The organism is Streptomyces sp. NPDC041191 (genome assembly GCF_055591945.1).
In genome coordinates, this window is record NZ_JBVIZC010000006.1 from 22,147 (window position 1) to 47,412 (window position 25,266).

General features: G+C 73.2%; 27 protein-coding genes. 13 read left to right on the forward strand and 14 right to left on the reverse strand.

Going from position 1 to position 25,266, the window contains the following annotated elements; genetic code table 11:
- Window positions 1-42 precede the first annotated feature (42 nt).
- The 4 genes from ACZ6AQ_RS13475 to ACZ6AQ_RS13490 all read right to left on the reverse strand — a co-directional run bounded on the left by ACZ6AQ_RS13475 (window position 43) and on the right by ACZ6AQ_RS13490 (window position 2,842).
- Complete coding sequence (locus ACZ6AQ_RS13475) at window positions 43-648, reverse strand: nucleoside triphosphate pyrophosphatase (protein WP_468759863.1); 606 nt, start codon at window positions 646-648, stop codon at window positions 43-45.
- A gap of 62 nt (window positions 649-710) precedes the next feature.
- Window positions 711-839: a morphogenic membrane protein MmpB gene (gene mmpB, locus ACZ6AQ_RS13480; protein WP_388699732.1), complete on the reverse strand. Its 129-nt coding sequence runs from the start codon at window positions 837-839 to the stop codon at window positions 711-713.
- Window positions 840-1,001: 162 nt separating this feature from the next.
- Window positions 1,002-1,214: an acyl-CoA carboxylase subunit epsilon gene (locus ACZ6AQ_RS13485; protein WP_388699724.1), complete on the reverse strand. Its 213-nt coding sequence runs from the start codon at window positions 1,212-1,214 to the stop codon at window positions 1,002-1,004.
- Window positions 1,215-1,240: 26 nt separating this feature from the next.
- Window positions 1,241-2,842, reverse strand: coding sequence for an acyl-CoA carboxylase subunit beta (locus ACZ6AQ_RS13490; protein ID WP_468759865.1), 1,602 nt, complete (start codon window positions 2,840-2,842; stop codon window positions 1,241-1,243).
- A 134-nt stretch (window positions 2,843-2,976) separates the two neighbouring features.
- Between ACZ6AQ_RS13490 and ACZ6AQ_RS13495 the strand changes: the two genes are divergently transcribed.
- From ACZ6AQ_RS13495 to hutH, 5 genes are all read left to right on the forward strand, one after another.
- Complete coding sequence (locus ACZ6AQ_RS13495; RefSeq protein WP_388699719.1) at window positions 2,977-3,831, forward strand: biotin--[acetyl-CoA-carboxylase] ligase; 855 nt, start codon at window positions 2,977-2,979, stop codon at window positions 3,829-3,831.
- Window positions 3,832-4,061: 230 nt separating this feature from the next.
- Window positions 4,062-5,204 carry an adenylate/guanylate cyclase domain-containing protein gene (locus tag ACZ6AQ_RS13500; RefSeq protein WP_388699716.1) on the forward strand — a complete coding sequence of 381 codons (1,143 nt, stop codon included), beginning with the start codon at window positions 4,062-4,064 and terminating at the stop codon, window positions 5,202-5,204.
- A gap of 68 nt (window positions 5,205-5,272) precedes the next feature.
- The gene (locus tag ACZ6AQ_RS13505) at window positions 5,273-6,061 is read left to right on the forward strand and encodes an enoyl-CoA hydratase/isomerase family protein (protein WP_388699715.1); all 789 of its coding nucleotides are present in this window, start codon (window positions 5,273-5,275) and stop codon (window positions 6,059-6,061) included.
- A gap of 92 nt (window positions 6,062-6,153) precedes the next feature.
- Window positions 6,154-7,353, forward strand: coding sequence for a GGDEF domain-containing protein (locus ACZ6AQ_RS13510; protein ID WP_468759866.1), 1,200 nt, complete (start codon window positions 6,154-6,156; stop codon window positions 7,351-7,353).
- Between the two features lie 359 nt (window positions 7,354-7,712).
- The gene (hutH, locus tag ACZ6AQ_RS13515; RefSeq protein WP_388699780.1) at window positions 7,713-9,254 is read left to right on the forward strand and encodes a histidine ammonia-lyase; all 1,542 of its coding nucleotides are present in this window, start codon (window positions 7,713-7,715) and stop codon (window positions 9,252-9,254) included.
- 150 nt (window positions 9,255-9,404) lie between these two features.
- Here the strand turns inward: hutH and ACZ6AQ_RS13520 are convergent, their stop codons facing one another.
- Entirely contained in the window at window positions 9,405-9,674 is a 270-nt protein-coding gene (locus tag ACZ6AQ_RS13520) for a hypothetical protein (protein WP_388699710.1), read from the reverse strand.
- Window positions 9,675-9,785: 111 nt separating this feature from the next.
- Between ACZ6AQ_RS13520 and ACZ6AQ_RS13525 the strand changes: the two genes are divergently transcribed.
- Together ACZ6AQ_RS13525 and ACZ6AQ_RS13530 are read left to right on the forward strand one after the other, a co-directional pair.
- A complete protein-coding gene (locus tag ACZ6AQ_RS13525; RefSeq protein ID WP_468759868.1) occupies window positions 9,786-10,127 on the forward strand; it encodes a hypothetical protein in 342 nt (113 codons plus the stop codon).
- A 181-nt stretch (window positions 10,128-10,308) separates the two neighbouring features.
- A complete protein-coding gene (locus ACZ6AQ_RS13530; RefSeq protein ID WP_388699706.1) occupies window positions 10,309-11,577 on the forward strand; it encodes a L,D-transpeptidase in 1,269 nt (422 codons plus the stop codon).
- Between the two features lie 71 nt (window positions 11,578-11,648).
- On the opposite strand, the gene ACZ6AQ_RS13535 is transcribed toward ACZ6AQ_RS13530, so the two are convergent.
- Window positions 11,649-12,530, reverse strand: a complete 882-nt coding sequence (locus tag ACZ6AQ_RS13535) for a helix-turn-helix domain-containing protein (protein WP_468759870.1) — start codon at window positions 12,528-12,530, stop codon at window positions 11,649-11,651.
- Between the two features lie 129 nt (window positions 12,531-12,659).
- Here ACZ6AQ_RS13535 and ACZ6AQ_RS13540 point away from each other — a divergent pair, with 129 nt between their 5' ends.
- Window positions 12,660-13,712, forward strand: coding sequence for an NAD(P)-dependent alcohol dehydrogenase (locus tag ACZ6AQ_RS13540; protein ID WP_468759871.1), 1,053 nt, complete (start codon window positions 12,660-12,662; stop codon window positions 13,710-13,712).
- A 137-nt stretch (window positions 13,713-13,849) separates the two neighbouring features.
- A complete protein-coding gene (locus ACZ6AQ_RS13545; protein ID WP_468759872.1) occupies window positions 13,850-14,200 on the forward strand; it encodes a DUF1330 domain-containing protein in 351 nt (116 codons plus the stop codon).
- A 26-nt stretch (window positions 14,201-14,226) separates the two neighbouring features.
- Here the strand turns inward: ACZ6AQ_RS13545 and ACZ6AQ_RS13550 are convergent, their stop codons facing one another.
- The 4 genes from ACZ6AQ_RS13550 to ACZ6AQ_RS13565 form a co-directional block, all read right to left on the reverse strand.
- Window positions 14,227-15,471: an HNH endonuclease gene (locus ACZ6AQ_RS13550; protein WP_468759874.1), complete on the reverse strand. Its 1,245-nt coding sequence runs from the start codon at window positions 15,469-15,471 to the stop codon at window positions 14,227-14,229.
- Window positions 15,472-15,511: 40 nt separating this feature from the next.
- Window positions 15,512-16,567 (reverse strand): Shedu anti-phage system protein SduA domain-containing protein, encoded by a 1,056-nt coding sequence (locus ACZ6AQ_RS13555; protein ID WP_468759875.1) that lies wholly within the window; start codon window positions 16,565-16,567, stop codon window positions 15,512-15,514.
- Between the two features lie 268 nt (window positions 16,568-16,835).
- Entirely contained in the window at window positions 16,836-17,495 is a 660-nt protein-coding gene (gene msrA / locus ACZ6AQ_RS13560; protein WP_468759877.1) for a peptide-methionine (S)-S-oxide reductase MsrA, read from the reverse strand.
- 73 nt (window positions 17,496-17,568) lie between these two features.
- Window positions 17,569-18,675, reverse strand: coding sequence for a hypothetical protein (locus tag ACZ6AQ_RS13565; RefSeq protein WP_468759878.1), 1,107 nt, complete (start codon window positions 18,673-18,675; stop codon window positions 17,569-17,571).
- A gap of 72 nt (window positions 18,676-18,747) precedes the next feature.
- Between ACZ6AQ_RS13565 and ACZ6AQ_RS13570 the strand changes: the two genes are divergently transcribed.
- On the forward strand, window positions 18,748-19,902 hold the full coding sequence (locus ACZ6AQ_RS13570) for a cystathionine gamma-synthase (protein ID WP_468759879.1): 1,155 nt from the start codon (window positions 18,748-18,750) through the stop codon (window positions 19,900-19,902).
- A 70-nt stretch (window positions 19,903-19,972) separates the two neighbouring features.
- Here ACZ6AQ_RS13570 and ACZ6AQ_RS13575 read toward each other — a convergent pair whose 3' ends face one another.
- The 4 genes from ACZ6AQ_RS13575 to ACZ6AQ_RS13590 all read right to left on the reverse strand — a co-directional run bounded on the left by ACZ6AQ_RS13575 (window position 19,973) and on the right by ACZ6AQ_RS13590 (window position 21,695).
- Entirely contained in the window at window positions 19,973-20,164 is a 192-nt protein-coding gene (locus ACZ6AQ_RS13575) for a DUF1059 domain-containing protein (RefSeq protein ID WP_468759881.1), read from the reverse strand.
- A 230-nt stretch (window positions 20,165-20,394) separates the two neighbouring features.
- Window positions 20,395-20,643, reverse strand: coding sequence for a hypothetical protein (locus ACZ6AQ_RS13580; RefSeq protein WP_468759882.1), 249 nt, complete (start codon window positions 20,641-20,643; stop codon window positions 20,395-20,397).
- A 34-nt stretch (window positions 20,644-20,677) separates the two neighbouring features.
- Window positions 20,678-21,124 carry an RNA polymerase gene (locus ACZ6AQ_RS13585; RefSeq protein WP_468759883.1) on the reverse strand — a complete coding sequence of 149 codons (447 nt, stop codon included), beginning with the start codon at window positions 21,122-21,124 and terminating at the stop codon, window positions 20,678-20,680.
- A 31-nt stretch (window positions 21,125-21,155) separates the two neighbouring features.
- Window positions 21,156-21,695 (reverse strand): MarR family winged helix-turn-helix transcriptional regulator, encoded by a 540-nt coding sequence (locus ACZ6AQ_RS13590; protein WP_468759885.1) that lies wholly within the window; start codon window positions 21,693-21,695, stop codon window positions 21,156-21,158.
- Between the two features lie 262 nt (window positions 21,696-21,957).
- On the opposite strand from ACZ6AQ_RS13590, the gene ilvA reads away from it, so the two are divergent.
- From ilvA to ACZ6AQ_RS13605, 3 genes are all read left to right on the forward strand, one after another.
- Entirely contained in the window at window positions 21,958-23,187 is a 1,230-nt protein-coding gene (gene ilvA, locus ACZ6AQ_RS13595) for a threonine ammonia-lyase (RefSeq protein WP_388699679.1), read from the forward strand.
- A gap of 115 nt (window positions 23,188-23,302) precedes the next feature.
- Entirely contained in the window at window positions 23,303-24,358 is a 1,056-nt protein-coding gene (locus tag ACZ6AQ_RS13600) for an ATP-binding cassette domain-containing protein (protein WP_468759886.1), read from the forward strand.
- Window positions 24,355-25,212 (forward strand): ABC transporter permease, encoded by an 858-nt coding sequence (locus ACZ6AQ_RS13605; RefSeq protein WP_468759888.1) that lies wholly within the window; start codon window positions 24,355-24,357, stop codon window positions 25,210-25,212. Before ACZ6AQ_RS13600 ends, ACZ6AQ_RS13605 begins: the two co-directional genes overlap by 4 nt.
- Window positions 25,213-25,266 lie beyond the last annotated feature (54 nt).

The following is a 25,266-nucleotide window of genomic DNA, read 5'->3' on the forward strand; positions in this document are numbered from 1 at the left end:
GCCGGAGCGGGCGGACCGGGCGGACCGGCCGGGCGGACGCGCTCAGGTCCAGAGGTCCGTGATCCGCACGTCCAGCTTCGCGAGGAGCCGGCGCAGCAGCGGCAGGGACAGGCCGATCACGTTGCCCGGGTCCCCGTCGATGCCGTCGACGAACGGCGCCGAGCGCCCGTCCAGGGTGAACGCGCCCGCCACGTGCAGCGGTTCGCCGCTCGCCACGTACGCCGCGACCTCCTCGTCCGTCGGCTCGCCGAACCGGACCACGGTCGAGGCGGTCGCGGACTCGAAGCGCTTGGCGGCCGTGTCGTACACGCAGTGGCCGGTCTGCAGGACGCCGACCCGGCCCCGCATCGCCTTCCAGCGGGCGGTGGCCTCCTCGGTGTCGGCCGGCTTGCCCAGCGCCTTCCCGTCCAGCTCCAGGACCGAGTCGCAGCCGATGACGAGCGCGCCGAACACCTCCGGCCGGGCGGCCACATGGGCCGCCTTCGCCTCGGCGAGGGCGAGCGCGAGTTCGGCCGGGGTCGGCGCGTGGACCCTGTCCTCGTCGACGCCGCTCACGATCACCTCGGGGACGATGCCGGCCTGCCGCAGCAGACCGAGCCGGGCGGGGGAGGCGGAGGCGAGCACGACACGGCGCGGATCAGCAGTCATGGGGGCAGCGTAGCCAGTGCGGCGGCCCCGGACCCACCGGACCGCCGGGCACGCGCGCACGGTCAGCGCACGCCGGCGGCGAACATCGCCACCACCATCGCCAGGGCCAGCAGCACGCCCGCGCGGCGGATCATCGCCTGCATGTCACGCATGAACTTCGGCGGCTGATTCTTCGGGTCCGACCACAACATGCCTTCGATCCTGAGGCCGTGACGGACGGGGCGCCTGAGTACGGATACTCAGGCGCCCCGCGCCGAAGGACTAGAAGGACTGGGACGGACGGTGCGCGGAGCCCCGGAGCACGCGCGGAGGGCCGGACCCCCCGCACACGGGGTCCGGCCCTCCGGCGGCGACTACACGGGCCAGTACGACCGCGCCCAGGCCCGCGGGCCGGGCCGGTGCCGTACGGCCCGCGCGATGCGGGAGGGGTCCGACCACCCCTCCGGCACCGCCGGGCCGCCGTCCCCGGCGGACGCCGCCGCCGTGGCCGCGGCCCGGGCCTGGACCACCGCCAGCGCGGCGGCCAGCTCCTCCGGGGTCGGGTTTCCTCGTACGACCTTGATCATGTCGGCTCCCTGAGGGTCCGGAGGGGTTAGAGCGGGATGTTGCCGTGCTTCTTCGGAGGAAGGGATTCCCGCTTGGTGCGGAGCTGACGCAGGCCCTTGACGATCTGCGGACGCGTGTCGGAGGGCACCACCACGCCGTCGATGTAGCCGCGCTCGGCCGCCGTGTACGGGTTGAGCAGGGTGTCCTCGTACTCCTGGATCAGCCGCGCCCGCACGGCCTCGGTCTCGTCGGCGTCCCCCGCTTCCGCGATCGTGCGGCGGTGCAGGATGTTGACCGCGCCCTGCGCGCCCATGACCGCGATCTGCGCCGTCGGCCACGCCAGGTTCAGGTCCGCGCCCAGGTGCTTGGAGCCCATCACGTCGTACGCGCCGCCGAACGCCTTGCGCGTGATGACCGTGATCAGCGGGACCGTGGCCTCCGCGTACGCGTAGATCAGCTTCGCGCCGCGCCGGATGATGCCGCCGTACTCCTGGTCCACGCCCGGCAGGAAGCCCGGCACGTCCACGAAGGTGAGGACCGGGATGTTGAAGGCGTCGCAGGTGCGCACGAAGCGGGCGGCCTTCTCGGAGGCGTCGATGTCCAGGCAGCCCGCGAACTGCATCGGCTGGTTGGCGACCACGCCGACCGGGAAGCCCTCGACCCGGCCGAAACCGGTCAGGATGTTCGGCGCGAACAGCGCCTGCGTCTCCAGGAACTCGCCGTCGTCGAGGACGTGCTCGATGACCTTGTGCATGTCGTACGGCTGGTTCGCCGAGTCCGGGATCAGCGTGTCCAGCTCGCGGTCCTCGTCCGTCACCCCGGTGTCCGCCGTCTCCGGGAAGGCCGGCGGCTCGGAGAGGTTGTTCGACGGCAGGTAGGAGAGGAGGGACTTCACGTACTCGACGGCGTCCTTCTCGTCGCCCGCCATGTGGTGCGCCACGCCCGAGGTCGCGTTGTGCGTCCGGGCGCCGCCCAGCTCCTCGAAGCCCACGTCCTCGCCGGTCACCGTCTTGATGACGTCGGGGCCCGTGATGAACATGTGCGAGGTCTGGTCCACCATCACCGTGAAGTCGGTGATGGCGGGGGAGTACACCGCGCCGCCCGCGCAGGGGCCGACGACCAGCGAGATCTGCGGGATCACACCGGAGGCGTGGGTGTTGCGGCGGAAGATCTCGCCGTACATGCCGAGCGCGCTCACGCCCTCCTGGATGCGGGCGCCGCCGGAGTCGTTGATGCCGATGACCGGGCAGCCGGTCTTCAGGGCGAAGTCCATCACCTTGATGATCTTCTGGCCGTACGTCTCGCCGAGCGCGCCGCCGAAGACCGTGAAGTCCTGCGAGAACACCGCCACCGGTCGGCCGTCGACCGTGCCGTAGCCGGTGACGACGCCGTCGCCGTACGGACGGTTCTTCTCCAGGCCGAAGCTGGTGGAGCGGTGCCGGGCCAGCTCGTCCAGTTCGACGAACGAACCCTCGTCGAGGAGGAGGGCGATCCGCTCGCGCGCCGTCAGCTTCCCCTTCGCGTGCTGCTTCTCCACCGCGCGCTCCGAGCCGGCGTGGGTGGCCTCGTCGATGCGGCGCCTGAGATCCGCGATCTTGCCCGCGGTCGTGTGAATGTCGATCTCGTACTGCTCTGCCGGCTCGGACATCGGGATGCGGCTCCCTGCCTGGTCACGGGGGGTTCGTTGACTACGAATGGGCTAGTGCTGGCCTACTGCCCCGTAGCGTATCGACGCCGATACGGTTCGGCACTGCGGTCTTTGCCACACCTAGTCTGGCTTGCATGACGTCCTCCCACGGCTCCGGCGGACGCTGGTCCGACCTCGACCGGCCCCCGCTGAACGCTTCCGCGCTGCGCCGCGCGCTCGTCCTGCCCGACGCCCTGTGGACCTCGCTCGACGTGGTCGACGCCACCGGGTCCACCAACACCGACCTCGCCGCCCGCGCCGGCGAACTCCCCGAGGGGGCGGTGCTCGTCGCCGAGGAGCAGACCGCGGGCCGGGGCCGCCTCGACCGGAGCTGGAGCGCGCCCGCCCGCTCCGGGCTCTTCTTCTCCGTCCTGCTCAAGCCGGACGTCCCCGCCCACCGCTGGGGCTGGCTCCCGCTGCTCGCCGGAGTGGCCGCCGCGACCGGCCTCGCGAAGGCGGCGGGAGTGGACACGTCCCTCAAATGGCCCAACGACCTCCTGGTTTCGGTCGCGGGCGAGGAGCGCAAGGCCGGCGGCATCCTCGCCGAGCGGGCCGGCACGGACGGCGTCGTCGTCGGCCTCGGCGTCAACGTCACCCTCCGCGAGGACGAACTCCCCGTCCCCACCGCCGGATCCCTCCTCCTCGCCGACGCGGTCTCCACCGACCGCGACACCCTCCTGCGGGCCGTCCTGCGCTCCCTCGACCGGTGGTACGGGGAGTGGACGCGGGCCGGCGGCGACCCCGCCGCCTCCGGGCTCCAGGAGGCGTACGCGGCCGGCTGCGCCACCCTCGGCCGCCGCGTCAGGGCCGAGCTGCCCGGCGAGCGGACCCTGGAGGGCGAGGCCCTCGCCCTCGACGGCGACGGCCGGCTCGTGGTCGCCACGGAGGGCGGCGGCACGGAGGCCGTGGGGGCGGGCGACATCGTCCACCTGCGGACACCGGGCGTCTGACACCGGCGCGGGCCCGTGCCCCGCGCGGCGGAACGGGAGGGCGCGCCCCGCGCCCTCCCGGCGCTCCGCCCCCGGTGACCCGCGCCCCCCGGGAGCCCGCCCGCCCCGATTCCGGGACACGGACACCGGCCGTCGGGGCGTGAGCCATTCCACACCTGCCGTATCGTGGAGCGCGATCCAGGCGACAGATCGGCAGGACACGTGGGCAGGGAACGGGCAGGAGGCGGCCGGTGACCGTCGACGACGCGAACGCGGGCGGCGGGGACGAGCAGCCCTCCGCGTACCCCACCCCCCACCACGAGGTCGACCACACGGCCGAACCGACCGACGACCCCCTCGCCATCCGCCTCGAACAGCTCATCCTCGGCGCGGACCGCCGCTACACCCCGTTCCAGGCCGCCCGCACGGCGGGCGTCTCCATGGAGCTGGCCTCCCGCTTCTGGCGCGCCATGGGCTTCGCCGACATCGGGCAGGCCAAGGCGCTCACCGAGGCCGACGTCCTGGCGCTGCGGCGGCTCGCGGGCCTGGTCGAGGCCGGACTGCTGAGCGAGCCGATGGCCGTGCAGGTCGCCCGTTCCACCGGGCAGACCACCGCCCGGCTCGCCGAGTGGCAGATCGACTCCTTCCTGGAGGGCCTCACCGAGCCGCCCGAGCCCGGCATGACCCGCACCGAGGTCACGTACCCCCTGGTCGAGCTGCTCCTCCCCGAGCTGGAGGAGTTCCTGATCTACGTGTGGCGCCGGCAGCTCGCCGCCGCCACCGGGCGGGTCGTGCAGGCCGCCGACGACGAGGAGATGGTCGACCGGCGGCTCGCCGTCGGCTTCGCGGACCTCGTCGGCTTCACCCGGCTCACCCGCCGCCTGGAGGAGGAGGAGCTGGGCGAGCTGGTCGAGGCGTTCGAGACGACCTGCGCCGACCTCGTCGCCGCGCACGGCGGCCGGCTCATCAAGACCCTCGGCGACGAGGTGCTGTACGCGGCGGACGACCCCGGCACGGCCTCCGAGATCGCGCTCCGCCTGATCGAGACCCTCGGCCACGACGAGACGATGCCCGCGCTGCGCGTCGGCATCGCCTTCGGCACCGTGACGACCCGGATGGGCGACGTCTTCGGCACCACCGTGAACCTCGCCAGCCGGCTCACCTCGATAGCCCCCAAGGACGCCGTCCTGGTCGACGGGGCGTTCGCGGCGGAGCTGATCAGGAACGGCGAGGCGCCCGGCTCGGAGGCGGAGGCGGCCGAGGAGGCGGCCCGCGCCGAGAAGGAGGGCCGCCCGCCGGCCGCGTACCGCTTCGCGCTCCAGCCGATGTGGCAGCGCCCGGTGCGCGGCCTCGGCGTCGTCGAGCCCTGGCTCCTGGGCCGCCGTCCGTCCTAGGATCTCCCGCGAACCCCCGTTAACAGCCGTTAACGGGAGGGCGTCCGGTGTCGGGAGGGTGTGCGCTCATGTCCGAGCAGCGTTTCGGTGAGTTCGTGGTGGTCCGGCGGGAGGGACACGTCGCGGAGCTGGTCCTCGACCGGCCGAAGGCGATGAACGCCGTCTCCACGGAGATGGCCCGCTCCCTGGCGGCGGCCTGCGACGCGCTCGCCGCCGACCGCTCGGCCCGCGTCACCGTCCTCACCTCGTCGAACGACCGCGCCTTCTGCGTCGGCGCCGACCTCAAGGAGCGCAACTCCCTCACCGACGCCGAGCTGGTCCGCCAGCGCCCGACCGCCCGCGCCGCCTACACCGGCGTCCTCGAACTGCCGATGCCGACCGTCGCGGCCGTGCACGGCTTCGCCCTCGGCGGCGGTTTCGAGCTGGCCCTCGCCTGCGACGTGATCGTGGCCGACGCGACCGCCGTCGTCGGCCTCCCCGAGGTCTCCGTGGGCGTCATCCCCGGTGGTGGCGGCACGCAGCTCCTGCCGCGCCGGGTGGGCGCGGCGCGCGCCGCCGAACTGGTCTTCACGGCCCGCCGGGTCGAGGCGGCCGAAGCCCGTGAGCTGGGACTCGTGGACCTCCTGGCGGAGGACGCGCGGACGGGCGCCCTGGAGCTGGCCGGACGGATCGCGGCCCACTCGCCGGTCGGACTGCGCGCCGCGAAGAAGGCCATGCGGCTGGGCCAGGGCCTGGACCTGCGGGCCGGTCTGGAGGTCGAGGACGCGGCCTGGCGCTCGGTGGCCTTCTCGGGCGACCGGGCCGAGGGGGTGGCGGCCTTCAACGAGAAGCGGCGGCCGGAGTGGCCAGGGGAGTGATCCGCCGCACAACTCCTTCCGAATTGTCCTTTATGTAACTTTCCGTGACGTCCTGGAGGGGAAAACTGATCAAACCTCCCTAAGCTGGAGGAATGGGTGAGGACGGGCGGCTGCGGGCCGTAGTGGCGCTGGCGCAGAGGATGGCGGCGGCGCACACGCCACGGGAGTTCTGGCGGGCGGCGGCGCTCGGGGCCCGCGACGGGCTCGACGGGAGTTTCGCCGCGCTGTCCGTCTGGGAGCGGGACCACGGCCGCCTCAAGGTCCTGGTGAACGCCGGGGAGCGGGCCGAGGGCGAGGAGGAGTTCCCGGACGCGGAGACGTACCCGGTGCACCAGTACCCCGAGATCACCGAGTTCCTGCACGACCAGTGGGCGGGCGGGGGCGAGCCCGACGCCTGGGTGGAGACCGCCGGCGACCCGGTCCCGACCGGCCGGGTGGCCGGTCTGCGGCGGCGCGGGCGGGGCTGCTGCGTGGTCGCCCCGATCGTGCTGCACGGACGGGCCTGGGGTGAGCTGTACGTGGCCCGTTCGCTCCAGCAGAAACCTTTCACCAGGGCGGACGCCGGTTTCGCGACCGTCCTCGCGGCGGTCGTCGCGTCCGGCATCGCCCAGGCCGAGCGCCTGGAGGAGGTCCGCAAGCTCGCCTTCACCGATCCGCTGACCGGCCTCGCCAACCGGCGGGCCGTCGACACCCGCCTCGACGAGGCGATCGAGCGCCACCACGCGGACGGCTCCGTGGTGAGCCTGCTGGTCTGCGACCTCAACGGCCTCAAGCGGGTCAACGACACCCACGGCCACGCGGTCGGCGACCGCCTCCTCGAACGCTTCGGCTCCGTCCTCTCCCGCTGCGGCGCCAAGCTCCCCGGCGCCCTCGCGGCCCGCCTCGGCGGCGACGAGTTCTGCCTCCTGACGGTCGGCCCGACGGCGGACGAGGTGGTCGCGGTCGCGGAGGAGCTGTGCGTACGGGCGGCCGAGCTGGAGCTGGGCGAGGGCGTGGCCTGCGGGGTGGCGTCCACCGGCGACCCGATCGGGCCGCTCGGGTCGGCCCGCCGCCTCTTCCGGCTCGCGGACGCCGCCCAGTACCGGGCCAAGGCCGGCCGCTCCGCGAAACCGGTCGTGGCGGGCCGCGACGGCACGGTCGTCCGGCTCGCCGACGCCCCGCCGGGCAGCCGTGACCGCCGCCGCTTCAGGGACGCGCCGGTGGCGGAGCCGCCGGACGGCGGGGGGCCGGGGGGCCGGGAGCGTTCGCCGGGTCCGGGGCCCGGGCCGGAGCCGGGCGCTCCGGGGGAGTGAGTCCGTACGCTCCGGGGCGGCGGCGCCATCGGCGCCGGGAGGGCGACGGGGGCGAAGGCGGGGCCGGGCGGGGCGGCGGCGAGGGCGGGGCCGGGCGGGGTGGAGGCGGTGAGGGGTGCGGCGGCCGGGGCGACGGTGGCGGACGCGGTGGCCGGGTGGCGACGGTGGCGGACGCGGCAGCGACGGTGGCGGACGCGGCGGCCGGGCGGCGACGGTGGCGGACGCGGCAGCGACGGTGGCGGACGCGGCGGCCGGGCGGCGGCGGAAGCCCGAAGGTAAGGGGCCGTCCCCCGCCGGGCCAGTGACGAAATCGCCTAGTGACAGGTCGGTCTTCAATCCGTAGGGTGCTGAATATGGATATGCAGACAGTCGTCCTCGGCACGTCCGGCACGACCCCGCAGGACGTCATCGACGTCGCCCGGCACGGCGCCCGCGTCGAGCTGTCGACCGAGGCCGTGCGCGCCCTCGCCGCCGCCCGGGAGGTCGTCGACGCCCTCGCCGCCAAGCCCGAGCCCGTCTACGGGGTCTCCACCGGATTCGGCGCCCTCGCCACCCGGCACATCGGCCAGGAGCTGCGCGCCCGGCTCCAGCGCAACATCGTCCGTTCGCACGCCGCCGGCATGGGCCCCCGCGTCGAGCGCGAGGTCGTGCGCGCCCTGATGTTCCTGCGCCTGAAGACCGTCGCCTCCGGCCACACCGGCGTCCGCCCCGAGGTCGCCCGGACCATGGCCGACGTCCTCAACGCCGGCATCACCCCGGTCGTGCACGAGTACGGCTCCCTCGGCTGCTCCGGCGACCTCGCCCCGCTCTCCCACTGCGCCCTGGCCCTCATGGGCGAGGGCGACGCCGAGGGCCCGGACGGCGAGGTCCGCCCCGCCGGCGACCTGCTCGCCGCCGCCGGCATCGCGCCCGTCGAGCTGAGGGAGAAGGAGGGCCTCGCCCTCCTCAACGGCACCGACGGCATGCTCGGCATGCTGATCATGGCCCTCGCCGACCTCGACACCCTCTACAAGACGGCCGACGTCACCGCCGCGCTCTCCCTCGAAGCCCTCCTCGGCACCGAGAAGGTCCTCGAACCCGAACTGCACGCCATCCGCCCCCACCCCGGCCAGGCCGCCTCCGCCGCCAACATGCTGGCCGTGCTCAAGGACTCCGGCCTCACCGGTCACTTCCAGGCGGGCGAGGCCCCCCGCGTCCAGGACGCCTACTCGGTGCGCTGCGCCCCCCAGGTCGCCGGCGCCGGCCGCGACACCCTGGCCCACGCCCGTCTCGTCGCCGAGCGCGAGCTGGCCGCCGCCGTCGACAACCCGGTGGTCCTGGCCGACGGACAGGTGCGCTCCAACGGCAACTTCCACGGCGCCCCGGTCGCGTACGTCCTCGACTTCCTCGCCATCGCCGCCGCCGACCTCGGCTCCATCGCGGAGCGCCGCACCGACCGGCTCCTCGACAAGAACCGCTCGCACGGCCTGCCGCCCTTCCTCGCCGAGGACGCCGGCGTCGACTCGGGCCTGATGATCGCCCAGTACACGCAGGCCGCCCTGGTCAGCGAGATGAAGCGGCTCGCCGTCCCGGCCTCCGCCGACTCCATCCCGTCCTCCGCGATGCAGGAGGACCACGTCTCCATGGGCTGGTCCGCCGCCCGCAAGCTGCGCACCGCGATCGGCAACCTCAACCGGATCATCGCGGTCGAGCTGTACGCCGCGACCCGGGGCATCGAGCTGCGCGAGGGCCTGACCCCCGCCCCCGCCTCGCGGGCCGTCATCGCGGCCCTGCGCGCGGCCGGTGTCGAGGGACCCGGCCCGGACCGGTTCCTCGCCCCCGACCTGGCCGCCGCCGACGCCTTCGTACGGGAGGGGAAGGTGGTCGCCGCCGTGGAGCCGGTCACCGGACCGCTGGCCTAGGGACCTTCCGGCGGGGGCGGGCCCGTCTCCCCCGGAGGAGACGGGTCCCGCCCGTCCGCGCACCCGGCCCGGCGTCAGGAAGCCCGTCCGGGGCGGCGGTTCGGGAAGCCCGCCCGGCGCGGCGGTACGGGGCCCGCCCGGCGCGGCGGTTCAGGAAGCCCGGCCCCGGCGGCGCATCGCGAGCGCCACGAACCCCGCGCCCACGCCCAGGAACCCGGTCCCGCCGAGCACGTACGCCGTCGTGTCCGGTCTGCCGGTCTCCGCCAGGCGGCCGTCGTCCGCGGCGGGACCGCTCCGGGTCACCCCGGCCGGATCTCCGCCGCTCGGGCCGGTGGCGCTCGCGGACGGCACGAACCACAGGGCGCACAGCAGCGTTCCGGCGACGGCGGCGGTCAGCGGGAGACGGCGGGCGGTGGGCACGGAAATGTCGATCCTCCTTGCGGGGCCCCCGAATTGGTCGGTGTGCCGATGCTAGTGAACACAGCGGGTCGCGGGAAAGCCGAGGTGTCCCGGACGCCTAGGCTCCGGACCATGAGCACTTCTGACACCGCACGCTATGTACGCCTTCGCGTCGACGTGGTCCTGGAGATCGACGGGCCGACCGAGCTGGTCGAGGCCGCCGAGGCCCGGATCGACGCCGACGAGTTCATGCCGGAGGAGGAGCGGGCGCACGCCCGCGCCGCCGTGCGCGAGGACGACGCCGAAGCCCTCGCCCACCTCGTCGAGCCCTTCGACCTGATCCGCGACGTCCCCGGGATCGAGATGGTCCAGGCGTCCTGGAGCAGCGAGGAGATCGAGTACGACCCCGATGCGCTGGAGTGGGACCTCGGAGAGGAAGATGGGGCGGAGGACGACGAGGACGACCGCCCGTAAGGCCGGTATCCACCCTGTTCGCGGGCCCCGGGACGCCGTCCCGGGGCCCTCCCGCGACACCGGGAACCGGAGACCCCGCCGACGCGTGTCGATCAGTGTTGTTCCCCACAAACCGTACGGTTACGGAACCGAACGAGTTGTCATGGGTATGGAAGCAAGCGTTCACAGGGAACCGGCGACGATGGAGATGCGTGTGATGACGGACGGCAAGCGCCGCAGGAGCCTGGCCACCGCGGCCGTCGTGCTGAGCGGCGTACTGGTGCTCTCGGCGTGCGACGACGGCGACAAGGGCGGCAAGGCCACCGGCACCGCGACCCCCCAGTCCCAGGCGCAGGTCGACGAGGCGGCCGCGCAGAAGACCTCCAAGGCGCAGATCACCATCGCGCCGAAGAACGGCGCGCAGAACGCCTCCATCAACAACGACGCCAAGGTCACGGTCGCCCAGGGCAAGCTCACCGAGGTCGTCATGACCTCCGCCGAGGGCACCCGGGTGAAGGGCGAGATAGCGACCGACGGCCTGAGCTGGAAGCCGAGCGGCCCCCTCAAGCGGGCGACGCTCTACAAGATCGCCGCCACCGCCACCGACGCGGAGGGCCTGGAGGCCCACGAGAACTCCTCGTTCACCACCGTCTCGCAGGCCAACAGCTTCATCGGCAGCTTCACGCCCGAGGACGGCTCGACCGTCGGCGTCGGCATGCCGGTCTCGATCACCTTCAACAAGGCGATCACCCACAAGAAGGCCGTCCAGAGCGGCATCACCGTCACCTCCAGCTCCGGCCAGGAGGTCGTCGGGCACTGGTTCAGCTCCCAGCGCATCGACTTCCGGCCCGACGAGTACTGGACCGAGGGCTCGACCGTCACCCTGAAGCTGAACCTCGACGGCGTCGAGGGCGCCGACGGCGTCTTCGGCGTCCAGCAGAAGACCGTCACCTTCAAGATCGGCCGCAACCAGGTCTCCACCGTCGACGTCGCCACCAAGACCATGACGGTCACGCAGGACGGCAAGACGGTCAAGACCATCCCGATCTCCGCCGGCTCCCCGGAGAACCCGACCTACAACGGTCAGATGGTGATCTCCGAGAAGTTCAAGGAGACCCGGATGAACGGCGCCACCGTCGGCTTCACCGACGACGACGGCAAGGGCGAGTACGACATCAAGGACGTGCCGCACGCGATGCGCCTGTCCAACTCGGGCACCTTCATCCACGGCAACTACTGGGGCCCGGACTCGATCTTCGGCTCCGTGAACACCAGCCACGGCTGCGTGGGCCTCAACGACGTCAAGGGCGCCGGCGACCCCAAGCAGTCCGCCGCCTGGTTCTACGACCACTCCCTCATCGGTGACGTCGTGATCGTCAAGAACTCCAAGGACAAGACGATCGCCCCCGACAACGGCCTCAACGGCTGGAACCTGAGCTGGTCGCAGTGGAAGGCCAAGTCGGCCCTCTGACCCGCCGCACGCGCGGAAGGGCCCCTCCGCCCGGAGGGGCCCTTCCGCGTTCCCGTCCGCTCCCGTACGTCCTACTCCCGTACGTCCTGCTCCCGTACGTCCACGGGCTCGTCCACGCCCCACTGCGCGAGCAGCCGCAGCGCGTCCGCCGAGGGCGTGCCCGGCTCCGCCTGGTACGTCACGAGCACCAGGTCCGGGTCGGCGCCGGACACCTTCAGCGTCTCGTACGACAGCGTCATCTCGCCCACCAGCGGGTGGCGCATCCGCTTCGCGCCGTGCCCCTTGTCCGCCACCGTGTGCGCCGCCCACAGCGAGCGGAACTCCTCACTCCGTACCGACAGCTCGCCCACCAGCGCGAGCAGCAGCGGATCGTCCGGCCAGCACCCCGCGTACAGCCGCAGCACGCTCACCACCTCGGTCGCCTTGTACTCCCAGTCGAGGTAGAGGGAGCGCGCGTTCGGGTCGAGGAAGACCATCCGGGCCATGTTCCGCTCGTGCGGCTCCCAGGTGGTGAAGTCGCCGAGCAGCGCCCGCGCCATCCTGTTCCAGGCGAGCAGGTCGAGCCGGCGGCCCAGGACGACGGCGGGCACCCCGTCCATCGAGTCGAGCAGGTGCAGGAGCCCCGGCCGCACCTGCTGGGGACGGGAGAACGCCGCCCGCTGCCGTTTCTTCACCGTCGGCTTCGCCAGGTGCGTCAGATGCGCCCGCTCGGTGTCGCTCAGGCGCAGCGCCCGCGCGATCGAGTCCAGGACCTCCAGGGACACGTTCCGGCCGTTGCCCTGTTCGAGCCGGGTGTAGTACGCCACCGAGACCCCGGCCAGCTGCGCCAGCTCCTCCCGGCGCAGCCCCGGCACCCGCCGGTACCGCCCGAACTCGGGCAGCCCCACGTCCTCCGGCTTCAGCCGGGCTCTGCGGGAGCGCAGGAATTCACTGAGTTCGGCACTGGGGTCCATATGGCCCCATTATCGCCGCCGGACCGGACCCGCGGACGTACGATCCTGACCCTGCCAGTGGTAGGCACACCGGTCGTAGGCAGAACAGGTGTCTGGGTGGAACCGGCGTTTCCGGGCAGGCTCGGAGCCATGACCACGAACGTGACCACCGTCCCCGCCTACGCAGCCCCCGCCGCCAACGCCCCGCTGGAGCGCACCACCGTGCCGCGCCGCCCGGTCGGCGAGCACGACGTCCTCATCGAGATCAAGTACGCCGGCATCTGCCACTCCGACATCCACCAGGCGCGCGACGGCTGGGGCGAGGGCATCTACCCGATGGTCCCCGGCCACGAGATCGCCGGGATCGTCGCCGAGACCGGCCCCGGCGTGACGAAGTTCCAGGTGGGCGACCGGGTCGGCGTCGGCTGCTTCGTGGACTCCTGCCGGGAGTGCGCGTACTGCCGCCAGGGACTGGAGCAGTACTGCGCCCAGGGCGGCACGAGCACGTACAACGCCCTCGACAAGAACGGCGAGCCGACCTACGGCGGCTACTCCACCCACATCGTCGTGGACGAGAACTACACCCTGCGCATCCCCGAGGGCATCGGCCTGGACGAGGCCGCGCCGCTGCTCTGCGCGGGCATCACCCTGTACTCGCCGCTCGCCCACTGGCAGGCCGGGCCCGGCAAGAAGGTCGCGATCGTCGGCCTCGGCGGCCTCGGCCACATGGGCGTCAAGATCGCCCACGCGCTCGGCGCCGAGGTGACCGTCCTCAGCCAGTCCCTGAAGAAGCGGGAGGACGCCCTGAAGCTGGGCGCCGACCACTACCACGCGACGAGCGACCCGGAGACCTTCACCACCCTGGCCGGCACCTTCGACCTGGTGATCTCCACCGTCTCGGCGCCGCTGGACTTCGACGCCTACCTGGGCCTGGTGCGGACGGACGGCGCCCTGGTGAACGTGGGCGCGCCCGAGGAGCCGGTCAAGGTCGGCCTGTTCTCCCTGATCGGCGGCCGCAAGACGCTCGCCGGCTCGATGATCGGCTCCATCGCCGAGACGCAGGAGATGCTCGACTTCTGCGCGGAGCACGGCCTGGGCGCGGAGATCGAGGTGATCGCGGCGGACCGGATCAACGAGGCGTACGAGCGGGTCGTCGCGAGCGACGTCCGCTACCGCTTCGTGATCGACACATCGACGATCTGACGATCCGGCGGTCTGGCGCCCGCCGGGGCCGGGCGCGGCCCGGGACGGTGACGCCCGGGGCACCACGCCGGAACCGGGGCCGGGGCATGACGTCCGGGGTAATCGACCCGTGCGCCGTGCCCCGGCACGCTGTCCCCATGACCGCATACGCCCTCGGAAACCTGCACCCGAAGCCCGTCCTCGACGAGGAGGTCCTCACCTACATGGAGCGCGTCCAGGCCACCCTGGACCCCTACGGCGGCCGCTTCCTCGTCCACGGCGCCCCCGCCCGCGAGGTCCCGGAGGGCACCTGGCCCGGCGCCCTCGTGATCATCGCCTTCCCGACGTACGAGAACGCCCGCGCCTGGTACGCCTCCGAGCCCTACCGGGCCCTGATCCCCCTCCGCACCCGGCACATGGCGGGCGACGTCCTCCTGATCGACGGGGTCCCGGACGGCTACGACCCGGCGGACACGGCGGCGGCCCTGCGGGCGGCGCGGACGGGGTGACCGCACGAGCGTGCCGCCCGGGACGGTTACGGCCGGAGCAGGTACCGCCGGTGCCGTTCGAGGGCGACCTCCCGCAGGACCTCGCGCAGCCGCTCACGGCTCCGGCCACGCGTCTTCACCGCATGGCAGTTCGGACACAGGGCGACCATCCGGCTCGGATGGTCCCGGCCGCCCGCCGCCAGCTCCACCACGTGGTCGACCTCCAGGAGGGGCTTCTTCCGGTCGGTCAGATCGTCCGGCTGCCCCTGGCACCCCGGGTTCTCGCACCGGCCCCGGCAGCGTTCGAGAACGGCCTCGCGAGCCGCGGCAGACCGGTAGGGGTCCCGTACGGTCCGCTCGCGGTACCGCGCCCCGCCTTTCTCCTCGCGCCGCTCGACCATCGCGCACCACTTCTCGTACCGCGCGGCGGAGGCCACCGGGTCCACGGGAGCGACGGCGTCTTCGACCACCGGGTCAACGGGAACGTCACCGCCCCCGGCGGCCGGATCGTCACCGACCGAATCGTCGTAGAGCCCGACCTCTTTCAGGAGCGGGACCTCGTCCAGGCCGTCGAAGAACCGGTCGACGATCGCCTCCACCACGGTGATCCGCGCCCGTCCCGACCCGGCCATGAGTGCGTGGACCGGCTCGGCCGGCCCGCTCCTGGGCCGTTCTTCGAGGAACCACCGGCGGAGGGAGGCGTCGCCGTGCGCGACCGGGACCTCGCCCGTGTGTCCCTCCAGGGACCACAGCCCGGCGCGGTGGAGTGCGAGGACGGGATAGTCCGGGCGCGGGCGCTCACCGCGGAGTCCGTGGCGCGTGAGCAGTCCCTCCAGGGCCCTGGCCGTCTCGTCCCAGGAGACCAGCCGGGGCTCACCGCGCCGGGCGCGTCCGACGGCCCACAGCAGGACGATCGGTTGGTGGAGGCGCGGCCCGTCGGCCGTCGTGGCCACCCGCAGCTTCCCGACCGCCTCGACGAGCCGGTCGGCGGACGTCCCGGCGGCCGGGGCGTCCGGCGCGTACACCACGTGGAAACCCAGGTCCGCCAGCAGCCGCACCGCGTGGTCACGACCGCCGGAGAACTCCGCGGGCCTCAGCGGCCGCCGTCCCGGAAGGTGCCCGTGGGCCGCTCCCACGATCGCCTTCGAGTCGTAGGACCGGCCCTCGATCACCAGGCGGTACGTCCGCGACGGCCCGAATCCGTACCGCTCCAGAAAAGCCCGGCGCCCGAGGCGGTCGAACTCCTCGACGGCCCGCATCACCTGCGCGACGCCTATGTCAGTCAGAGTCATGGCCCGGACGGTAGCCGAGGGATGCGCCCGCGCGGCTCTCCTACCAGCCGCTCAGCGCACGCTCCGCGTTGTCGACCAGCTCCTTGTAGGTCATCACCTCGACACGGGTCATGTGCGTGTTCAGGGTGCGCAGGGCCTCATGGATGTCCTCCTCGGCCACGTCCGGCTGGACGGCCGGATGCCCGACCAGCACGAGAGCACTAGCGCGACGGGTCTCGATGCCCAGCTCGTTCCGGATGCGGAGCCGGTGCTCGTCCAGGCCGACGAGGTAGTTCACCGCCTGACCGACCGCGTCGTGCACCTCCGCCGTCGGCACCCAGCACCCCCGGTGCCTTTTGACGAGAGAACCGCGCAAGCTCATGGAACGCTTCAGCTCGACGACGTGCAGGACGCCGTCCCCCCGTATCAGCGGGATGTCGACCTCGTCCCCGGGAACGAGCCTGCGCCGCACCGCCTGACTCGCGAACTGCCCTCCGAAGATCCAGTACTGGCCGTCCAGCGCGCGTTGCAGGTCCCTTTCACTCGCCTCGGGGTCCTCCACCGCCCCGCGCAGCGCCTTGAGGCCCTCACGGCGCCGCTGGACCTCTGCGGCCCGCAGAAGCAGCCGGCCTTCCTCGTCGGCTGCCAGGAGCGCCAGGGAATCGGGCGACATCACGATGCGGCGGGCCGTCCGCTCCGGGTCCTCGACGTCGACCCGCTCCTGGAAGACCTGCTCCATCCACGCGGCCACCTCGGCGCTGCCGCGCAGGATGCGATAGCGTCCGGGCCGCTCCTGCGACTGCTGCATGTACCGCGCGTCCCGGCCGACCGTCTCCACATGGGCGAGCATCTCACTCGGTCCCGCCCCGGGATGCCGCTCCAGGTAGTCACGGCCGAGTTGCGCGAAGAACCCCAGACTCGCGGACAGCGTCCGTGCCAGGTAGTCCTGGTGAGAGCTCAACGGCTCCGTCGACCGCTGGAACAGCCGGTAACGCTCCTCGAACTCGGGCCGCAGGATTCGCCCCTCGGCATAGTCCAGCGAGTCCTGGACGAGTCGCACGACCGCCCACTCATCCGCCGTCGCCGCTGTGGCACGCACCTCTTCCAACAGGGTCACGAGCGTCCTTCCGCCCCTGCGGTTACGGCCCCGGCCGCCGTTCATGTGTCTGGCCACCGCTCCGAGCGCGGCCTTGACCCGGGGGTCTACCGCCCGCTCGGCGACATGCTCCAGCTGCAACTGCAGCGCGAAATCAGATCTCACATCCACGGGCACGAGTGTGCCGCCCGGCACCGACACGGGAGCCGGGCCCGCGTGCGGAGGGCTCCGCCGACCGGACCGGAGCCGGTCGGCGGAGCCCTCCGTCGTCCTGGGTGCCGCGGGGACGCTACTCCGCCCGCGCCACCCCGATCGGGCACGAGACGCCCGTCCCGCCGATGCCGCAGTAGCCCGCCGGGTTCTTGTCCAGGTACTGCTGGTGGTAGGCCTCCGCCGGGTAGAACGGACGGTCCTCCGCCGGCAGGACATGGGTGGTGATCTCGCCGTAGCCCGAGCGCGTCAGGACCTTCTGGTAGGCGTCGCGGGACGCCTCGGCCGTCGCCGTCTGGGCCGGGGAGTGGGTGTAGAGCGCCGAGCGGTACTGGGTGCCCACGTCGTTGCCCTGGCGGAAGCCCTGCGTCGGGTCGTGGGACTCCCAGAACAGCTTCAGGAGCGTCTCGTACGAGACCACCTCCGGGTCGAAGACCACCCGGACGACCTCCGCGTGGCCCGTCAGGCCCGAGCACACCTCCTCGTAGGAGGGGTTCCGCGTGGAGCCGCCCTGGTAGCCGACGAGCGTCGTCCAGACGCCCTCGGTCTGCCAGAACTTCCGCTCGGCGCCCCAGAAGCAGCCCAGGGCGAAGTCGGCGACCTCCAGGCCCTCCGGGTACGGGCCGAGGAGCGGGTTGCCGAGGACGGTGTGGCGCTCCGGCACGGAGAACTCCGGCTCGGCGCGGCCGGGCAGCGCCTGCTCGGGGGTGGGGAGGACGGGGGTGCGGGACAGGAACATGCTGCATCTCTCCTCGACGGTCGGCAGTCCGCACAACAAGGAAGGGGACGCCGGGATTCCCCCGCCCGCCGGATCAGCGCGGCAGCGTCAGCGGGCTGCCGCCGTTCGCCTCGTACCCCGCCACCGCCAGGTTCCGGAAGACCGTGTACTCCGCCGCCGGGTCCGCGCCCAGCGTCCACGGCACCGCGCCCACGTGCCCGTCCACCTTCATCAGCTGGTGCATGGCCTCCGCCCAGCGCTCGCCCCGCACCAGGAACCAGACGAGCAGGTGGCGGACGTGCGCCTGCATCGGGTCGTCGGCGCGGGCCGAGTGCACCGCGTACAGCGCGCCCTCCACCGCCTTCGACACCACCGCCGTACGGAAGAAGTCCTGCACGAGCACCACGTCCGGCACGTGCTCGTGCACCGCGAACAGCGGCAGCGCGGCGAGCAGCGAACCGTGCGGGGCGCGCGCCGCGGCCGTCGTCGCGAAGTGGTCGGCCTCCTCGCGCGAACCGTGCCACTTCTCGCACCAGTAGTGCAGCGCCGCCAGGTGCGCCCCCATGTGCTGCGGCGCGCGGTCGATCACCTTCGCCCACACCTGGTCGAACTGCTCGTGGCCGTAGCCGAGTCCGCGCGCCACGGCCAGCCGCGTGATGTACGGGACCGGGTCGCCCGGAGCGAGCAGCGCCGCCTCCTCGGTGACCTTCAGCGCCTCCTCCAGGATGATCCGGAAGTCGTCGGTCCCGGCCGCCGACGAGCGCCACGCCTGCTGCACCAGGAACTCGGCGTGCACGGCCGCCCCGCCCGGGTCCTTCGGCGCGTCCGCCCGCCAGGACCGCAGCCACGCCCCGCCGGCGCCCGGCCGCTCCCGCAGCTCCAGGGAGGCCGCGCCCGCGAACGCCTGCACGCGCTGCCAGCGCAGTTCGCCGTCCGCGCCGGTGTCGGCGAGGAGCCGCGAGGCCGCCCGCCAGTCCTGGGTGGCCTGCACGACGTTCAGCACGTCGAGCAGGTCCTCGTCGGCCCCCGGCAGCCGTACGTCCTGGTCCTCCTGCGGCACGAACCCGTACGCCAGCGGGTCCGCCGCGTCCGGGGCCCCCGGCGCGGCCAGCCTGATGCCACCGCCCCTGCGGCGCAGCACGTAGGGGCCGAGGACGCCGAACAACAGCCCCATCGCGATGAGGAACCAGAGAATGTCCATGTGTCCATTGTCCAGGACAGGCCGTGAGACGAACACGGCGGCGGGCACCCCGCGGCACTACGCTCCTGACCCATGAGCGACCAGCACATCCACCAGAGCTTCGAGACCCGCGCGATCCACGCGGGCAACACCGCCGACCCGCTGACCGGCGCGGTCGTCCCGCCCATCTACCAGGTGTCCACGTACAAGCAGGACGGCGTGGGCGGGCTGCGCGGCGGTTACGAGTACAGCCGCAGCGCCAACCCGACCCGCACCGCCCTGGAGGAGAACCTGGCGGCCCTGGAGGGCGGCCGGCGCGGTCTCGCCTTCGCCTCCGGGCTCGCCGCCGAGGACTGCCTGCTGCGCGCCCTGCTGGTCCCCGGCGACCACGTCGTCATCCCGAACGACGCCTACGGCGGCACCTTCCGGCTCTTCGCCAAGGTCGTGCAGCGCTGGGGCGTGGACTTCTCGGTCGCGGACACCTCCGACGTCGACGCCGTGCGCGCCGCCGTCAACGACCGCACGAAGCTGATCTGGGTCGAGACCCCCTCGAACCCGCTCCTGGGCATCACCGACATCGAGGCCGTCGCGGGCGTCGCCCGCCAGGCCGGCGTGAGGCTCGTCGTCGACAACACCTTCGCCTCGCCCTACCTCCAGCAGCCGCTGGCGCTCGGCGCGGACGTGGTCGTGCACTCGCTCACCAAGTACATGGGCGGCCACTCGGACGTCGTCGGCGGCGCCCTGGTGACGGCCGACGCGGCCCTCGGCGAGGAACTCGCCTACCACCAGAACGCGATGGGCGCGGTCGCCGGACCCTTCGACTCGTGGATCGTGCTGCGCGGCATCAAGACCCTCGCCGTCCGCATGGACCGCCACGGCGAGAACGCGGAGAAGGTCGCCGAGATGCTGACCCAGCACCCGAAGGTGACCCAGGTCCTCTACCCGGGGCTCCCCGAGCACCCGGGCCACGAGATCGCCGCCAAGCAGATGCGGTCCTTCGGCGGCATGATCTCCTTCCGCGTGGAGGGCGGCGAGGAGGCGGCCGTCGAGGTCTGCAACCGCACGGAACTCTTCACCCTGGGCGAGTCCCTGGGCGGCGTCGAGTCCCTCATCGAGCACCCGGGCCGGATGACCCACGCGAGCGTCGCGGGCTCCGCCCTGGAGGTCCCGGCCGACCTCGTGCGCCTCTCCGTGGGCATCGAGAACGCCGACGACCTGCTGGCGGACCTGCGCGGGGCGCTGGGCTAGGGACGGCGTGCGACGGCCGGGCGGGACTCCGAAGGGTCCCGCCCGGCCGTTCCCGTGCGTTCCCGTGCGCTCAGGCCGGGGCCTTCTCGTCCTCCAGCTCCGCGCGGACCGCCGCCCGCAGTGCGGGGGTGTCCTCGTGGCCGTGGACGGAGGCCGCGTGCTCGGCGGCGGCCCGCACCACTTCCTCCTCCTCACCGGTGAGGGTGAGGGTGCAGTTCATGACGCTCGGCGTCTTGCGGCAGTCGGCGACTTTCCTGGTCATGACAGCCTCCTCGGCACCCGTGTGTGCCGTCTCCTTCCAGCCCAGGGCGTGTGTCGGAAGTCCCGTCTGCCCGGCGGCGCCCGGCACGCACGCTCGCGGCGTTGTCGGGATCACCCCGATACATCCAGTATCGGGGCGACCCTCCGCCTTGCGATCGCACGCACCGGACACCGCCGGGCCCGCCCTCCGGGCGGACGACGCCACTTTCGACACACGCCCCAGGCCCCTCCTCACCACGCCTCGACCTGCGGGGTCGTCGCCGGCGGGGCCTCCCACGGGCGGGCCGCCGACGCCCACACCAGGAACGCGAGCGCGGCGGCCGTGCCCAGGACCCACAGCAGGCGCCGTACCGCGCGGGCCCGGCGCAGCCGCCGGGCGCCCAGGGCCGAGGCCCGCGGCGCGAGGTCGCGGGGGACCGGCGGGTGCGGGGTGTCGAGCAGCCGCCGGACCGCCGCCTCCCTGTCCTCGTACCGGCTCATGCCGCCGCCCTCGGCGCGGCGTCCTCGTACCGGCTCACGCCGCCGCCCTCAGCACGGCGACCGAGCGGGCGCAGACGGCGCGCACCCGGGCCTCGGGAAGGCCGAGCAGGGCCGCGAGCTGTTCCTCGGCGACCCCCTCGTGCAGCCGCAGGACGACGACGAGCCGTTCCCCCGGGCCCAGCGCGGAGAGCACCCCGCCGCGCCCGCGGCGGTGACGGCGGGCGGTGCGCGCGAAGCGGACGGCCAGCTCGCGGCGCGCGTACGCGTACGGGTCGTCGTCGCGCAGCCGGTCCCACCCCGCATACGTCTGCGCGAGGGCGTCGGTCAGCAGGGCCCGCGCGTGCGGGTTGCGGGTCCGGGTCTCGGCCGTGAGCAGGGTCGCGACGTGCAGCAGCCGCCCCGCCGCCCCGGCCACGAACGCGTCGAACTCCCGGGAACGGGAGGCGATCCGGGCTTCCCGTACGCTCTGTCGCTCTCGCACCTCCTCATCTGAGGACAGCGCGGGAGCGGGGTCAAGACTCCGGTGCGGACTCGCTTCCCGACGGGGCTCCGGACTCGGCGGGGGGCTGGCCGGCGTGCGCCGACTGGCGCGCGGACAGGGCGGTGTTGAAGCGCGTGAGCAGGGAGCAGAAGGACTCGCGCTCCTCCCGCGTCCACCCCTCCGTGACCTCGGCCATCAGCCGGCGGCGCGAGGTGCGGACCTCCTCCAGGCGCGCGAGGCCGCGCGGGGAGAGCTGGAGGACGACCGCCCGCCCGTCCTCCGGGTGCGACGTGCGCTTCACCAGGCCGGCGTCCACGAGCGGGGCGACCTGACGGGTGACCGTGGAGGAGTCGATGCCCATGCCCGCCGCGAGCGCCTTGACGCCCGTCGGGCCCTCCTGGTCGAGGCGGTTGAGGAGGAGGTACGCGGCCCGGTCCATGGAGTTGCGGAGCTGGCCGGTGCCGCCGAGGCGGGTCTGCTCGGCCCGGCGGGCGAAGACGGCCACCTGGTGCTGGAGGGCGTCGAGGAGACCGGGGTCGAACGCGGTCGTCATGTCCTGAGATGTGGGCATGGCCGTGGGTCTCTCTCGTGCGGGAGCGGTCGGTCGGTGGGGGACAGAGTACGCGGCCCCGCCGAGGTCCGTACCTGGCCCGACCAAACCCGTTCGCCGGTCCGTCACCCGCCCGCCGCCGCCCCGCCGACCGGGTCCGTCACCCGGCCCGCCCCGAACCGTTTGCCGCCCCGCCGACCGGTCCGTCCCGAACCGCCCGCCGCCCGCCCGACCGCCCGTCCTCCGACGGCCACCGGAGCCGTGAGCTGCGAGACTTGCCGTCATGAGCTTCCGTACGCCCCGCCCCCCGCACCGGCTGATGCTCGACGACGTGCGGGGGGCGCAGAAGATGCTGTCCGGGGTGGCCCGGACGACGGCGATGGAGGGCAGCCGCCATCTGACCTCGCTGGTGGGGGCGCCGGTCCACCTCAAGTGCGAGAACCTCCAGCGGACCGGCTCCTTCAAACTGCGCGGCGCGTACGTACGGATCGCCGGGCTGCGGCCCGAGGAGAAGGCCGCCGGGGTCGTCGCCGCCTCCGCCGGGAACCACGCCCAGGGCGTCGCGCTCGCCTCCCGGCTGCTCGGCGTGCGCGCCACCGTCTTCATGCCGGCCGGCGCCCCGCTGCCGAAGGTCGCCGCGACCCGGGAGTACGGCGCCGAGGTCCGCCTCCGGGGCCAGGTCGTGGACGAGACCCTCGCGGCGGCGGAGGAGTACTCCCGGGAGACCGGGGCCGTCCTCATCCACCCCTTCGACCACCCCGACGTCATCGCGGGACAGGGCACGGTCGGCCTGGAGATCCTGGAGCAGTGCCCGGAGGTCCGCACGATCGTGGTCGGCGTCGGCGGCGGCGGGCTCGCGGCCGGCATCGGACTCGCGGTGAAGTCGGTCCGCCCGGACGTGAAGGTCGTCGGCGTCCAGGCGGAGGGCGCCGCCGCCTACCCGCCCTCGCTCGCCGCCGGACACCCGGTGTCCGTCGAGGCACCCGTCACGATGGCCGACGGCATCAGGGTGGGCCGCCCCGGCGACGTGCCGTTCGCCCTGATCCGGGAGTACGTGGACGAGGTCCGCACGGTCTCCGAGGACGCGCTCTCCTCCGCCCTGCTGCTCTGCCTGGAGCGCGCCAAACTGGTCGTGGAACCGGCGGGCGCCAGCCCGGTCGCGGCCCTGCTCAGCGATCCCGGGGCCTTCCGCGGCCCGGTGGTCGCGGTCCTCTCCGGCGGGAACGTCGACCCGCTCCTCCTCCAGCGCGTGCTGCGGCACGGCATGGCCGCCGGGGGCCGCTACCTGAGCCTGCGGCTGCGGCTGACGGACCGCCCGGGGGTGCTCGCGTCGCTCCTCGCGGCCCTGACGGTGGTCGACGCCAACGTCCTGGACATCAGCCACGTACGGACCGACCCGAGGCTCGGCCTGACCGAGGCGGAGGTCGAGCTGCACCTGGAGACGAAGGGGCCGGAGCACTGCCGGGAGGTCACGGAGGCGCTGCGGGAGGCGGGGTACACGGTCCTGGACTGACCCGCGCACGCCCTTGACCTCGGCCTGTGGCGCGGGTCACTTATTCGGTGGGCGCGGGCCGCCCCCGAAACCTAGGATCGGTGGGAAAAAGCCCCGATCCCTTGGGAGTACCCACATGCCAGGCGCGATCCACGCCGAGGGTCTGGTGAAGACCTTCGGCGACGTACGAGCCCTGGACGGGGTGGACCTCGACGTGCCGGAGGGCACCGTCCTGGGCCTGCTCGGTCCGAACGGCGCGGGGAAGACCACCACCGTGCGCGTCCTGACGACCCTCCTCAGGCCCGACAGCGGACGGGCCGTCGTCGCCGGGATCGACGTCCTGGAGCACCCCAACGAGGTGCGCCGTTCGATCGGGCTCTCCGGCCAGTTCGCGGCCGTCGACGAGTACCTCACCGGCCGCGAGAACCTCCGGATGGTCGGACAGCTCTACCAGATGAAGGGGAAGGCCGCGAAGGCGCGGGCGGACGAACTCCTCGAACGGTTCCACCTCGCCGAAGCGGCCGACCGGCCCGCCAAGACGTACTCGGGAGGCATGCGCCGCCGCCTCGACCTCGCGGCCGCCCTCGTCGTCTCCCCGCCCGTCATGTTCATGGACGAGCCCACCACCGGCCTCGACCCGCGCAACCGGCAGGAACTCTGGGAGGTCATCAGGGAACTCGTCGCCGGCGGTACGACCCTGCTCCTCACCACCCAGTACCTGGAGGAGGCCGACCACCTCGCCCACGACATCTGCGTGGTCGACCACGGCCGGGTCATCGCCCGGGGCACCTCCGACCAGCTCAAGGCCCGGACCGGCGGCGAGCGCGTCGAGGTCGTCGTCCGCGAACGGTCCATGCTCACCGGCGCGCGGGACGTCCTGGCCCGTTACGGCGCCGGGGGCACCGCCGCCGGAACCGCGGACGCCGGCCGGGGCGAGGTCTCCGTCGAGGAGCACACCCGCCGGCTCACCGTCCCCGTCACCGGCGGCGCCAAGCTGCTCGCCGAGGTCATCCGCGACCTGGACGCCGCCGGCGTCGGCATCGACGACATCGGACTGCGCCGCCCCACCCTCGACGACGTCTTCATCTCCCTCACCGGCCATGCCGCCGAACAGGAGAACGAGGAGGAGGACGGCGCGCCGGACCGTCCGGGCGGCCGGAAGCACACACGGACGAAGGAGCGGACGAAGTGAGCACCACGACCGCGACCCCCCGCGCCCCCCAGCCGCGCGGCGGCATCGCCCAGTCCCTCAGGGACTCCCTCGTCGTCGCCCGGCGCAACCTGATCCGGATGACCCGGATCCCCGAGATGATCCTCTTCGGGGTCATCCAGCCGGTGATGTTCGTGGTCCTCTTCACGTACGTCTTCGGCGGCTCCATGACGATCGGCGGCACCACCGACCCGGACGTCTACAAGGACTTCCTCATGGCGGGCATCTTCGCCCAGACCGTCACCTTCGCCACGGCGGGATCGGCCGCCGGCATCGCGGACGACATGCAGAAGGGGATCATCGACCGCTTCCGCTCCCTGCCGATGGCGCGGGGCGCCGTCCTCACCGGCCGCACCGTCGCGGACCTCGTGCAGACGTCCATCACGCTGCTCGTCCTCGCGGTCGTCGCCCTGCTCGTGGGCTGGCGCACCGGCTCCGCCGCGCCGACCAACGCCGGAAGGGTCCTGGCCGCCTTCGGCCTGCTGCTCCTCCTCGGGTACGCCTTCACCTGGATCGGGGCGCTGATCGGGCTCTCCGTCCGCACCCCGGAGGCGGCCACCTCGGGCGGGATCATCTGGCTCTTCCCGGTCACGTTCGTCTCGAACGCGTTCGTCGACTCGGACCGGATGACGCCCTGGCTGCGCCACATCGCCGAGTGGAACCCCTTCAGCGCCACCGTCCAGGCGTGCCGGGAGCTGTTCGGCAACCCCGGCGTCTCGACGTCGGACGCCTGGCCGATGCAGCACCCGGTCTGGGCGTCCGTCATCTGGTCGGTGCTGATCGTCGCGGTCTTCCGGACCCTGGCCGTCCGCAAGTACCGCTCGGCGGCCGTGTGACCCCGGTCCCGTACGGCGAGGGCCGGACGGGACCCGGGAGACGACCCCGGTCCC